Genomic DNA, 13,294 nt, shown 5'->3' with positions numbered 1-13,294 from the left:
TTCATTGGGGATGTTCTTTTGTATTGTATTCTCTCTCATTAAGCGTATAAGCGGATAACGATAAGTCAATACTTGGAACAACCTCGGTGAGGCAAGGAGAGAGAGTGTGTGAAGATGGAGACAACAGAAAAAATCACGGGAAATCAGCTAGGCTTATTACTATTTACTTTTATCGGTTCCACCATCGTCTTAACCATTCCCGGATGGATGGTGATGATTGCAAAGCAGAATGGTTGGATATCCGTGATTCCTTCTACTACAACAGGTTTATTAACTCTGTGGGCGCTGATTACACTCGCCAATCGTTATCCGGGTTTGACGATTATACAATACAGTTCAAAAATCGTCGGGAAATGGTTAGGCAAATGTTTGGGGGCTTTTTATATTTATATTTGGTTTAATTCTATTTCTGTTATGACCATACAGCATACCTTTTTTATTAAAACGCTTCTATTACCAAAAAGTCCGAGCATAGTAGGAAGTCTGTCATTATTAATCCTATGCGGCATAGCCGTTATTGCTGGGATTGAGGTCATTGGAAGATGTAATGAGTTTCTTTCACCATTGATCTTGGTTGTTTCTTTGATTCCGATCTTGATTCTAGCGCTTGTGGAAGCAGATCCCGTCCGGCTAAAGCCTTTTTTAGGAGAAGGAATACTACCAGTATTGCAAGGAGCTGTCATTCCAGCAGGAGCATTCATGAATCAAGTGTTTATATTGGGATGGCTCCTTCCTTTTTTGAATCAGCCGGAAAAGGCGCGCAAGGTCTCGTTGATTGCGTATTTCAGCCTTTCTATTTTAGTATTGATCATTGTATTGCTTACAATTATGGTCCTCGGTACATTAACAGGTAAATTGACCTATTCATTTTTAAGTCTCATGCAATATGTAGGTATTGAAGGTTCATTTGAACGTCTGGAGGCCATCGCTGTTGCTACGTGGGTGTTGGGGAATTTTGTGAAGGTATCGGTCTCGTTGTTTATATTATGTCTTTCTGTAAGCCAGCTTTTCGGGATCCGAAATTATCGTGATATCGTAGCTCCGCTAACACTTTTATCTATTATTGGATCGGCTTCCATTTTCAAAAGTGGTGCGGAGCTTCAAGCTTATCTTGCTTTCATCTACCCGAGCCTGGGTTTTATCACACAAAGTCTCATACCGTTGTCACTTCTCATGATAGACACTATAAAAAGAAAAGTGGACCATTCACTGCTTTAAAAGCATTCTTCCAATGGGTTCAAAAATAATTTTGAAAGGGACAACCATGCTCGGTATGTCAACACGGGCAATTAATAAGGAACCGGTAATGGATGATACTCCAATTATAACGCCGAATACCGCTGCTTCCTTGCTTTTGTGCATACTCAGCATGGATCGGATTCTAACAAAAGACCATACAACCAATAAACATACATATCCCACGATTTGGACGATCATTTTATGATCTCCTTTTCCTTCAAATGTAATGGAGGACCTGCCATCCCGCTTCCTATTATATTTAACTTAACTGCAACGGAAACGTCTACCTCCGGAAACTTTTGACTCCATTGTTCTTTCAACGCTTTCCATTGTTTCGGGTTATTTCGGTAAATTTCTTGGCCGAAACCCACACTATCTACTTTGTACTGCTTCTGGACTTTGGATAATGTATCCAGGACTTGTTTCTCGACTATTTTCTCTAATGCTTTCTGTACAAGTCTAAGATTCTCTGGCAAACTGATATCCAACGGGGTATTATTTTCCCAGATAGCTCCTTCCCCTTCCAGCTGAATCTTGAATTTGATCTTATCACCACTTATCTCTGAGGTCATTTTCCGGTTTGCTTTGTCCAGAACCACCCCCACTGTTCCGTCACCTTCTGGTAATCTGACGTTGATTCTACCATTCTTCATTCTACCTGTGACCCAAAGAAATCCATTTGTTTCATTCTCGTTAAGATATCCGACTAACTTGAAATCCTTGAAAATGGCTGTTCCGGCTAGCTTAAATATATGGTTTTCTTTCACTCCTGCTGATAAACCATCAGGCATGATGACTCCCAAAACGGGACTGATCCCATCACTTGATGACGCTAAAAAAAAGTCTCGCAAAGTAACCGCCATCTCGCTTCGTAAAGCTTCCATTTCCTTGATTGCTTCGCTGGGAGCTTGTTCAAAAGGGTAATTAACTTTCAGAAGTCTCCGCCCTTCTGCCCCCTTTACAACCATGATATAGGTTTTTAATCGTTGCTTCGATTCGTGGGTGTAAACATCGAGAATATCTTGAATCCCGTGTTTGGATAACGATTCACCTATAAAAATAGCGACGCGATGTGCGGTAAACAACCTGCGTGAACTTTTTTTCTGAAGCCTATAGAACGCTTCATTAATATTTTTTCCAACAGCCGATATAACAAAAAACTTCTCTTTCTGGCTTCCTCCACTCCCTGGTCCCCCCTGAGCGGAGGAAGGGATGACAATTTGATGCGATAATATATATTCCCCATCGTCCGTTAAGTCAAATGCCGTACCCGCAATGAACGCAAGATCATTAATCTCCGTACGATCCCAACAACCGCTTGTGGCCAATATTGTGAATAGTAAACCGATGTAAAGGAATGGTTTCATTCTGAATTTCCTTTCCCTTTCCTCGCAGATTCTGGACTTGGTTTTTGACCTGCGGGTTCTCGGACCGAATTGTTAGATCCTGTTGCCTGTGGACGACGAGTTTTAGCCCATATAGGTGCCCGGATGATGACATCCTTCAAATCCGTGATGGTCATCGGGGCTACCGGGGTGAAATAAGGGACCCCGAACGAACGAAGCGCCGTGACATGTAACAAGATGCCCAGAAAACCAAGTACAATGCCATAAAGTCCAAGCATACCCGCCAAGAATAGCATCGGAAAGCGAAGAACGCGGATTCCATTTGCAAAACTATATCGTGGTATCGTAAACGCTGCAATCCCAGTAATCGATACGATAATGACGACCGGAGCGGATATAATTCCCGCCTGCACTGCCGCTTGGCCGATGACCAATGCCCCAACAATGCTTATGGCTTGCCCTATTTGTTTGGGTAATCGAATCCCTGCTTCCCTCAATGCCTCAAATATAACTTCCATTAAAAAGGCTTCGACCACAGCCGGGAAAGGAACAGGCTCCCTAGACGAGGCAATACTCAGCACGAGATTAGTCGGAATCATTTCCTGGTGGAAAGTCGTAATCGCAACATATAGGGGAGGAGCAAATATGGCGATACTGATGAAAAGGAATCGAATCCATCGCACAAAAGTTGCAATGGGCCAGCGAACATAGTAATCCTCGCTGGCCTGGAGTCCATTCCAGAATGTCATGGGAACAATTAATACAAATGGGGTGGTATCAACAAGAATGGCTATTTTCCCTTCCAATAGCTCTGCAGCTACAACATCTGGTCGTTCTGTACTGTGTACAAGTGGAAAAGGTGAGAAAGGTGAATCCTCAATAAATTCCTCTATATAGCCTGAATCTAGTATCCCGTCAATTTGAATCCGAGTTAACCTTTTTCGAACTTCCTCAACAACAGACTCCGAAACAATACCCACGATATAAGTAATGACTACTTGGGTTTGAGTAAGCTCCCCGAGCGTAATGGATTCCATTTTTAGTCGAGATGATTTAATTCTTTTTCGTATTAGACCAATATTCGTTGAAATGTTCTCGATAAATCCATCCCTTGGGCCGCGAATGACAGGTTCAGATGAAGGTTCTTCAAGACTTCGTTGCGACGTGCCATTAACCTTAGCAATCATCGCATTGCTGTCCCCTATCGCAAGAACGGCAGCATGACCATTTACTATATGACTCACAATTTCATTTAATTTGGAAGTAACACACGTCGTTCCAATGGAAATCATTTGATCATCCAGAACTTTTACTTCGTTATATATCAAATCATCTTGTTTGCTTGATTTAGATATCAATGGTTTCAATATATGTTCGTCAATCAACTTCTCTTCAACCAAACTAGTAAGATATATCACAAGCCATTGAATTTGCCCAGCTATCTGAATCTTACGGTATATGATGTCAGAGCTGTCTTGGAATATTTTTTTAAAAATCAATTCATTTTGTTCTAAATTTGAGGTTAAACTGGGGTTTTCTTCATCAATTTGATAATTTTCCGGTATATTTGGATACTCAGGTTTAATGTGCACCCATTTCCTAAACCATTTCACTACAAGACCCCCAAAGAAAACACTGATTCATCTATTTTTCCATATTACGCCAAAAATATTCTAAAGTTAGTTCGATGTCGCGTAAACGTAAGCCAAATCTGTGAAATATCATGAACTGTACAATAAAAAGGCATAACATTGGACTGTAAAGCATGATAAATCCCATGCTCAATGCCAAAGCCATGCCCATTGAATATTATTGAATGACTGTACCAACCGTAATTGAAAGTAAGCCTGCAACTTTGACAAAAAAGCCCCAAACTCTTCTCATGATGGAAATTTGTCACATAAGAAATCCCGGGCTCTTTTCGTTTATAAATTTAAAACGTAGTATATACACTTTCACATTCTTTCGCGGTCGGTTGATAAAAACAGTGCTTCTTCCATCGTCCTACAAGCGGCTGATTATACCAAGTTGGCGGACATGGTCCAGGATTTTCGAACGTTCCTGGACGGAAATACCATAGGGAGAATTTGGCTGGCCAATTCCGCTCCCCATTCACAGCCCGCTGCGCCAGACGGCGTTCCCTCTCTCTTGCGTTTTGATAGTACAAACCATGTTGCAACGCTTCGAACGCATGCGCCTGGTTGATCATTTGGGGGATTGTCCGGATTCCTTTAAAATCGGAGCAATTCGCTCTTATTCGGTTAATGCCAACATTTCCAACAAGGACCATACCCATTTCGCCTTCGGTCTCAGCTTCAGCTCGAAGCAACCTTGCCAACATATCAATATCCTGCTTTCTGGCTTTTACGACTGCCATTGGCTCACCTCTTTAGATTGTGTTTCTAGACACATCATATTGTAGGTGAAGCGGATGTGTTACTCTGGCATTTGGTTGTGAATTGTCGCAAGTATACATAAAGCTATCCTTATAGTCAGTTTAGCTTTTGAGCTTCACGCCAGTCATCTCTTCGCTGAGCTTCCATAGCTGCTCCGCCAAGTTGGCATCGAACGCCCAGGGAAGCACGCCCGTCAGCACTTGGCCCAATCCTTGTAGATCAAATGTAGGAATGACCTCAGCGATGTCGACATCTAAACAGTAAACGCCGCCTTTCCCCTCCAACAGAGGACTCGTCGCGCACCATACACTCGTTGCCGCTCCCTGCTCTGTGGTCTTATATATCCCGCCTATTGCGCTTTCTTCAGGCGATAAATAACGCCCTAAGTCGGTCATGATCCTGCCAGGATGGACAGAGAAGGCGCGGATCCCTTGCGCTTGACCACGTTTGTCCAGCCCGACGGCAAACAACGCGTTAGCCGTCTTGGACTGGCCGTAGGCCTTCCACTTGTCGTACTCCCGCCGTTCGAAGTTTGGATCTTCAAAATCAACGCCCCCGAAACGGATTCCGGTTGAGCTGACCGAGACAACACGCGCGCTTCGCGCCTGCTTCAAGGCCGGCCACAACAATGCCGTCAGCTGGAAGTGACCCAAATGGTTGGTGGCGAATTGAGATTCGTAGCCGCGCGCGTCGCGCATCAGCGGGGGAGCCATAATGCCGGCGTTATTGATGAGCATATCCAGAGGCCGTCCAGAGTCCAGAAACCTCTTCGCAAATGCATCGATCGAAGCGGGGTCCATAAGATCCAGTTCCTCCAGCTCCACACGCGGGATATCAGCAATTGAAGCGCGGGCTTTCTCCGGCGTACGAGCGGGTACAATTACCGTCGCACCTGCTTCCGCCAGAGCGCGGGTTGTCTCAAGTCCGACGCCGGAATACCCGCCTGTTACGATAGCGATTTTCCCGCTCAGCAAACGTCCGTCCAGCGCTTCCCTTGCTGTCGTTTGGGGCCCGAAACCCGATCGAATCGGTTCCTGAGGGGTTATCTTATAATTGTAATCTGTATTCAACTTCAATCTCCTCCTAAGCCTGATTGCTTCATTAGATCCTTAAAATGGAGCAGCTTGTAATTCACAACTTCCAAAGTTGTCTTCATTTCCGCCATCTGCGACTCGATATGGAGTTTATGCTCATAAAGTACGCTATAACAGTTCTCGTAATTATGAGTGGATGCCAAGGACATGTAACGTTCAATTTCCTTTAGCGGCATGCCGGTTCGTTTTAAATGCGAAATGAAGATTAAACGTTCGAGATGGGCTCTGCCATATTCCCTGTGCCCGTTTTCTTTACGCTTCGCGGACGGCAGGAGTCCGATTTTCACATAGTACCTTATCGTATCGTAACTGAAACCTGACTTTTGGGAAATCTCTGCGATTGAAAATGTAGGCTCCATCGTTTACCTCCTCTCTGATTCAGCGTAGCTGTTTCGTTTTCAACCGCATCCGCATCTTAGCGTATGGAGCTTACTCCATGTCAAGCGAATTATCATCGGAGTGCGAATAGCAAATAGATTCACACCGAATGGTGCATTTGTTAACTCACGAATTTCCCGAATAGCATGGCGAAGCGTTTCTGGATCCAAATAGGCAGCTCCAAGTGTCCCACAATGAAAAATACATATTAGAGACCGTCGATTCATTCAACTAATCTTGCTCTGCATTGAGGTGTCTTAGATCGAGATCAATCGTAAACTATGATCAATTGAGGTTGCTAAATGAATGAATCCATGTTCGCGGTTGAATGATGTTGTAAAAAGTGCAACAATTGCTACCTAAATCTCGCCTTTTCCATTAGTTGTTGCATCAAGTACAACAATTTGGTCCAATACAGGCCATTTCGCAACAAATGGGCTCAAAATGTTGTACAAACTGCAACTTCAACTTCATATTCGCGGTTGAATGATGTTGTAAAAAGTGCAACAATTACTACCTTAATTTCGCCTTTTCCATTAGTTGTTGCATCAAGTACAACAATTTGGTCCAATACAGGCCATTTCGCAACAAATGGGCTCAAAATGTTGTACAAACTGCAACTTCAACTTACAAAACAACCTTTTGTTGTGTGAATTGTTGTAGGAAATACAACATTGGTAACCACTGTAGCCCATTTGCCCTAACGAAAGCTGATTGACTCTAAAATCGAATTTTGGAGTTTTGTTGAGAGACATAATGAATCAATCGACAGTCTCTATTAGTCAACATTATTCTTTTGAAGCCACACATACACATCTCGAAGATGCCTTATTGTTGTGAAAAGGAGCAGCACTAAAAACAACCACGCCAGCTCCCAGATCGCGTTTGGAAACAGTATCATCAAAGAAAAAAAGATAAACGCTTCCGTTCTCTCCAAGATACCCGGGTTATAGTGAAATCCTTTTGCTCCTGAATTTGTAATGACATTGCCTGTTACTAGAAACGCCGTAATATTAACAAGGATTGCTGCTAAATTGAGCACAATCGGCAAATAAGCATCGGGATGGACGAGTAAAATCGCAATGATCAAAGCACCTTCCACTACCCGATCAAACGTGATATCCAAGATATTTCCCCATTTTGATGGTTTGGTCATTCTGGCAAGCGTACCATCCACCGAATCGAGATAGCCGGATATCCAAAGAATAACAACCGCTGCTATGGGAAAACCAAGATAAAACACGACCCCACTTCCTACGCCTATCAACATCGCGATCCAAGTGATCGAATTCGCTGATAAACCAGCTGATCGCAGGATTTTTGCTCCCTTTTCAATTGCCGGTTGGACGATGTCACGTGCATAAGAATCCAGCACTTATTACATTACCTCCTTCGGAAGACACCAGACATTTGAGGTTGTCAAGCGAACTCCTGTTTTAGTTCCTCGTTCATAATTTGAAAAGCCAAGCTGCTTGATCACGACTGACTCCCCGTTTACATGCGCCCTCACTTCTGTATATTCTCCGCGAAATGCGCTGCTTTCTATCGTAGCTTCTATAGATGATGCAGAGTCCATTTGGAGCCATTCCGATCGAAGAACAATATGAACCGGACCATCTGGCACGTTTACGCAATGAGGATGGACCTCCAAATCACCTAGAAAGGTTGTCACCCTAGTCCCCCTCTTGATTCCATCTACAACATTGTCGATTCCCATGAAGTCTGCCATCCATCGATTGGCAGGCTCGTAATAGATGTTTTCAAGCGTTCCCGACTGCTGTGCTACACCATCCCGGAGGATCAAAAACTGGTCGCCAAGTGTCAAAGCTTCTTCTCTGTCATGTGTGACCATAATCATCGGAATCTCCCATTTTCGCTTCATGTCACCAAGCCAATGCCCCATTTGCCTACGAAGTAATGGATCCAGTTGACTGAAAGGTTCGTCTAGCAGCATAAGCTGCGGTTCAATGACAAGCGATCTTGCTAACGCCACACGCTGTTCTTGTCCGCCAGAAAGGGAAGAAAGCGGACGCTGATAAAATCCCGTCAAACCAACTTGATGCAAAATTTCTTCCGATTTAACTCTTCGTTCACTGGAAGGCACCCCTTTTAACTTAAGTCCGATCTCCACATTCGCTCCGACCGTCAGAAAGGGAAGCAAATAAGGTTTTTGAAAAATCATGGACAGATTCCTTTTCTCAGGAGGAAGCTGGTGAATCGGTTTTCCCCCCATTATGATCGTTCCCTGGTTCGGTCTTAATAAGCCTGCAATAAGCTGAAGTAACGTTGATTTTCCGCTGCCTGACGGACCGAGTATGACAAGCAATTTGCCTTTCTCCAGGGTAAAAGACTGCTTGGCCAGGGAAAAGGACTTCATATGATCGTATTGGTATGTCACATCAGTTACTTGTAAAAATGGCTCAGACCATCGGGTCAACACGATTCGCCTCCTTTCCTTTGTAGAGATCCTTCTTTACTTCTATTGAACTGAAAATGACGATGATGAGCGCCGGAAGGACAAACATCATGCATAGTGCGCCCATGAGCGAGTAATCGCCACTAGATAATGTACTGAAAAGCAGCATCGGAAGTGTAATCAGATGGCCGCCGCCAATGAAAACTGTAAACAAATATTGGCTCCAGGAAATCAAAAAACTAAATAAGATACTAAGCGACAAGACCGAACGCAGAAGCGGCAGCTCGACCAGCCTGAACGTCTGCAGTCTGCTCGCCCCAAGTAAACGAACCTGCTTTTCATATCCGATGTCGTATCCGGTATAAAATCCATACAACAAATAAATGGAATACGGAATAGCCGGAATCAAGTGTGACAGCAGCACCCCAAGCCACTGATCAGACAATCCCAAACGAAGAAACAAGACATGCACGCCTATCGCAATGGAAATGCCGGGAATCAATATGGGAGCTATGAGCAAGAACCGAATCGTTTTGTTCCATCTCTTCACATAAAGTCCCAGGGCTCGAGCTGCTGGATACGCCACTACTTGAGACACCAAACTTGTAGCAGCAGCCAATCCCAAGCTATTGATCATCGCATCCCTCACTTGTGAGTGCGTTGAACATACATAATGCCAAGCACGCAGCGAAGCAGTTGGAACCAGATCGGGAAATCTCCATTGCTGCGCGAATGACCAAGCCAGTAGAGGTATAAAGGGGAGAAAAAACAATAAGATCAGGAAGGCATGCAAGACGGCGAAACCGTTACCGTGATTAATTCTTTTTCGCCGCAAAGCCTTCTCCCCATTTCATATATAAAATGATAAGAATCATACTGATTATCGTAATCACCATATTGATTGCCATGGCCGTAGGCCGATACCTAAGATCAGGATTGAGATAAGCTTGATAGGCCAGGATCGGCAATGTTGGCTTGCTCACAGAACCCAAGACATAAGGAACTTCAAACGATCCGAATGTATAGGCAAATACGATAATCGAGGAGGCCAGCAAAGCAGGCAGCATGAACGGAAAAGTGACGAGCCTCCATCTTTGCCATGCATTTGCTCCGAGCAGCTGCAGCTGCTTTTCATAGGGAACGACCCAGGACTTTAGAATACTAAGCACGGACACCGCAATAAACGGAACTTCCTTCCACACATATTCAAGCACGATTCCAATACCATTCTGATCGGCAACCAATACCGGAAACTGCGAAGGCTGCTGAATCATACCTGTCCAGTAAGCCAACCGGGAGATCAATCCACTTTGCCCAAAGAGCATCAATACGGCAATTGCGCCTACAACATGCGGGACCGGCAGATTGAACTGCAGCAAGAAATGAAGCCCCCCTCCTTGTCTTACATACCGCCCGATCCAAAGTGCTAGTAAAACGGCAATAAAAGCTGCAATAGCTGTGGAAACCAGGGAGATCCCCAATGAAAAAAAGAGTGAACGATAAAATATGGTGGAATGAAATAGCTCAATGTATACATCTAGCGATAACGTTGTTTTTCCGATTAGAGGGAAGTAATCCAAGCTTTGGACCCCACTAATGAACAGCCCGGCAAAGAACGTTCCCGCCACAAATAAAAGGGCTGGAAAAAGCATGCCTCCTAAGATTAGCAGCCTTACTGGTTTACTTTTGGAATAAAACATGGTTCTTCCAGCCCTCTTCCAATGCGGGTGTATAAGCAGCCTGCAGATCAGGTAGCTTGTGCTTCAATAGCACATCTGCAGGTATGGCTGTTTCGCCGGTTTTGGCTTTAAGCTCACCATAAAGCTTTTTGTGTTCATCTTCCAATTTCGATGGATCAATCCCAATGCCGTCTCCCCAGCCGCTTGCCGGGTCCGCTTTTTCGAATTGCGTTTTTGGTTCAAGAATCACATCGGCCACGACCATAGCAGCAGCTTTGTGTGCGGCATTGTAGGGGATCGCGACATAATGATAATCGCCGATTGTGCCTGTGTCGAAGACGTATGGACGTGCGGTCTTGGGTAATTTCCCTTTGCCGATATCCGTCGCGATACCGCCGACATCCTGTGTAAAGGCAAAGTCCACTTCGTTGTTATTGAAAAGTGTCATTAGTTCAGCGATCGTTTTGGGGTATGTTTCCCCTTTTCGCCACAATGACGGATTTAACTCGTTTAAGTAATCCCACACTTTCGATGCTTCGGTATCAAACTCTTGCTGAACGAAAGGTTTTGACCAGTTTTGATACCCTCCGCTTGATTCGTAGAACAATTGCTTCACAAAGCGCGTGCCAGTAAAGTCAGGGGGTGCATTGTAGGTGAATCGTCCGGGATGCTTCTCTACCCATAACTTCAATTCTTTATAGTTTCGCGGCAGGTCGCTTGGTTTAATCCGTTTGGCATCATACACGAATTGAAATTGCGCACTGCCCCAGACGGATTCGTATCCTTCCGTATCCAGACCGAAGTCCTTCACGACAGCAGGATTATTATAATCGACGTACTTTGCATTCGGAAGCTTAGTTGCAAAAGGGCCAAATAAGGCTTCTGCTTGCTTTAGGGTGGCGAAGTTTTCGCCATTTATCCAAATCAGATCCACACTGCCATCTTGGTTTTTGCCAGCCTGCTTTTCGTTTAGTACCTTATTAACCGCTTCCGCGGTATCGCTGATTGGCACACGGCGCAATGTGATTCCATACTGATCCTTCAATAAAGTCCCGTATTTCTGGTCTACAAATTCATTAATCGCATCGCTCCCACCCCACATATACCAATTCACGGTTTGTCCCTTGGCTTCGGCCAACACTTGATCCCAATTGCCTGAAAGAAGCGAAACACCAGCAGCCTTTCCTTTATCCGTGGAATCTTTACCCGAGCAGGCGGCTATGATCAAGCTTATGATGCATACTAAGAGAATGACTTGAACGTAACGTATATTTCTCAAACGAAGCCCCCCGTATTATCGAAACCATTTTATATAGGCCTTAATCAATCGCCCTGCGATACCACCTTGAAATAACTTATCGCGCCAATATTGATCAGCTGTCTTCAATAAAGCTTCGGAGCGGGCAGGGTACGGATGCACCACTTGCGAAATATCGGGAAGCTTGTGGCCGAAGCGTTTCGCAAAAACAGCTTGCTGCATCCAGTCCCCCGCTCCATTCCCAGCAGCATGAGCGCCCAAGATCCTTCCTTTCCGATCCGTAATCACCTTAACAATGCCTTCTGTATTCCTATCTGTTATAAATCGATCCACCTGATCCAAGGTCACTTTGTAAATCCGAATGTCATCCCCAGCGTGGTTGCGAGCTTCATCCTCCGTCATTCCTAAATGAAAGATTTCCGGATCCGTATAGGTAACCCATGGAACGTTATCGTAGCTTGCTTTTCGTTTCAGACCAAATACCGCGTTTCCTACGACGATCTTACCCTCCATTCCTGCAGCATGCGTGAAAGGAAACGGCTTAATCACATCTCCGACGGCGTAAATGTGCGGAATACTTGTCTGCAATGTTTTCTTTACCGCGATATGATCATGGTCCATTTGAATGCCGATACGTGAAAGTCCAAGACGATCGGTGTTCGGCTTTCGACCGGTCGCAATCAATATGGCATCTGTCTCCAATTGAAGCTTTTCACCGTCACGCTCTATAAATATCCGCTTTCTCCCATCAGGTATTGCTTCAACCTTGTTCACACTCGTTTTTAACAGGAATGACATTTCTTTTTCCAACGCAGCTTGTGCGTAGGGAACGAGATCCGCGTCTTCTTTGTTTAGTATTTGCGATCCTCTCACGAGTACGGTTACTTTGGCACCTAGGCGGGCGAAAGCTTGAGACAATTCCAATCCAACCGGCCCTGCCCCAATAACAACAAGGCTTTCGGGTAAAGCTTTCATATCAAAAACACTTTCATTGGTCAGAAAATCTACATCTTGCAAACCATTAATAGGCGGAATGGCCGCTCTAGAACCTGTGGCAATGACAATGCGTTTGCCATAAAGCACTTCGCCGCCATCGATTTCGATATGGTGCTTATCCCGGAATTGACCATGTCCCTGAAACACATCCACGCCCATGCTGCGGAACCGGTCTGAACTATCATGATGTTGAATGGTTGCTTTAGCAGCTTGGACTCTTTGGTAAGCTTCAAGATAATCTGCTTTACCCTGCAATTCCAATCCATAAGCGTCTGCAGCTTTCTTGGCCGTGTATAGCTCCTTTGCCGCGGTAATCAACGCTTTGGAAGGCACGCAGCCCGTGTGCAAACAGTCTCCTCCAGGCTCAGGCTCTTTTTCGATCAAAGCCACCTTTACCCCAAAGCCAACTGCACCTGCCGCAACGGTTAGTCCACCGGATCCACCGCCGATGACAATGAGATCATAGCTTTTCAAAATATGCGCTCCTCCTCC

13 protein-coding genes and 1 pseudogene are annotated in these 13,294 nt (G+C 44.7%); 1 reads left to right on the top strand and 13 read right to left on the bottom strand.

Translation table 11 applies throughout. The annotated features are described in order from the left end of the window. Positions 1-114: 114 nt before the first annotated feature. A complete protein-coding gene (locus ASG85_RS17645; protein ID WP_235549171.1) occupies positions 115-1,218 on the top strand; it encodes a GerAB/ArcD/ProY family transporter in 1,104 nt (367 codons plus the stop codon). Here the strand turns inward: ASG85_RS17645 and ASG85_RS17640 are convergent. The 13 genes and pseudogenes from ASG85_RS17640 to ASG85_RS17585 form a co-directional block, all read right to left on the bottom strand. Next, positions 1,207-1,437, bottom strand: coding sequence for a hypothetical protein (locus ASG85_RS17640; protein ID WP_057302168.1), 231 nt, complete (start codon positions 1,435-1,437; stop codon positions 1,207-1,209). The genes ASG85_RS17645 and ASG85_RS17640 overlap by 12 nt on opposite strands. Then, positions 1,434-2,606: a Ger(x)C family spore germination protein gene (locus tag ASG85_RS17635; RefSeq protein WP_060647284.1), complete on the bottom strand. Its 1,173-nt coding sequence runs from the start codon at positions 2,604-2,606 to the stop codon at positions 1,434-1,436. The genes ASG85_RS17640 and ASG85_RS17635 overlap by 4 nt, the downstream gene beginning before the upstream one ends. After that, entirely contained in the window at positions 2,603-4,198 is a 1,596-nt protein-coding gene (locus ASG85_RS17630; protein WP_060647283.1) for a spore germination protein, read from the bottom strand. The genes ASG85_RS17635 and ASG85_RS17630 overlap by 4 nt, the downstream gene beginning before the upstream one ends. A gap of 320 nt (positions 4,199-4,518) precedes the next feature. Further along, positions 4,519-4,962: a cell wall hydrolase gene (locus ASG85_RS17625; RefSeq protein ID WP_057302171.1), complete on the bottom strand. Its 444-nt coding sequence runs from the start codon at positions 4,960-4,962 to the stop codon at positions 4,519-4,521. Between the two features lie 120 nt (positions 4,963-5,082). Beyond that, positions 5,083-5,955 (bottom strand): SDR family NAD(P)-dependent oxidoreductase, encoded by an 873-nt coding sequence (locus ASG85_RS17620; RefSeq protein WP_321166597.1) that lies wholly within the window; start codon positions 5,953-5,955, stop codon positions 5,083-5,085. A 98-nt stretch (positions 5,956-6,053) separates the two neighbouring features. Next, entirely contained in the window at positions 6,054-6,434 is a 381-nt protein-coding gene (locus ASG85_RS17615; protein WP_057302173.1) for a MerR family transcriptional regulator, read from the bottom strand. 114 nt (positions 6,435-6,548) lie between these two features. Then, positions 6,549-6,644, bottom strand: a pseudogene (locus ASG85_RS39190) (hypothetical protein); the annotation flags it as partial. A gap of 587 nt (positions 6,645-7,231) precedes the next feature. Then, positions 7,232-7,828, bottom strand: coding sequence for a CDP-alcohol phosphatidyltransferase family protein (locus ASG85_RS17610; RefSeq protein WP_060647280.1), 597 nt, complete (start codon positions 7,826-7,828; stop codon positions 7,232-7,234). Between the two features lie 3 nt (positions 7,829-7,831). Continuing rightward, positions 7,832-8,893 (bottom strand): ABC transporter ATP-binding protein, encoded by a 1,062-nt coding sequence (locus ASG85_RS17605; protein WP_156396657.1) that lies wholly within the window; start codon positions 8,891-8,893, stop codon positions 7,832-7,834. Continuing rightward, complete coding sequence (locus ASG85_RS17600; RefSeq protein ID WP_060647276.1) at positions 8,874-9,704, bottom strand: ABC transporter permease; 831 nt, start codon at positions 9,702-9,704, stop codon at positions 8,874-8,876. Before ASG85_RS17600 ends, ASG85_RS17605 begins: the two co-directional genes overlap by 20 nt. Further along, positions 9,685-10,569: an ABC transporter permease gene (locus ASG85_RS17595; RefSeq protein ID WP_060647274.1), complete on the bottom strand. Its 885-nt coding sequence runs from the start codon at positions 10,567-10,569 to the stop codon at positions 9,685-9,687. The genes ASG85_RS17600 and ASG85_RS17595 overlap by 20 nt, the downstream gene beginning before the upstream one ends. After that, positions 10,550-11,827: an ABC transporter substrate-binding protein gene (locus ASG85_RS17590; RefSeq protein ID WP_060647272.1), complete on the bottom strand. Its 1,278-nt coding sequence runs from the start codon at positions 11,825-11,827 to the stop codon at positions 10,550-10,552. Before ASG85_RS17590 ends, ASG85_RS17595 begins: the two co-directional genes overlap by 20 nt. Positions 11,828-11,842: 15 nt before the next feature. Beyond that, complete coding sequence (locus ASG85_RS17585; RefSeq protein WP_060647270.1) at positions 11,843-13,276, bottom strand: dihydrolipoyl dehydrogenase family protein; 1,434 nt, start codon at positions 13,274-13,276, stop codon at positions 11,843-11,845. Positions 13,277-13,294 lie beyond the last annotated feature (18 nt).

The sequence above is a fragment of the Paenibacillus sp. Soil724D2 genome (genome assembly GCF_001427935.1).
Classification (GTDB): Bacteria; Bacillota; Bacilli; order Paenibacillales; family NBRC-103111; genus Paenibacillus_E.
Note: the sequence above shows the minus strand (reverse complement) of the source record. Positions and strands in the feature narration are given on the sequence as shown.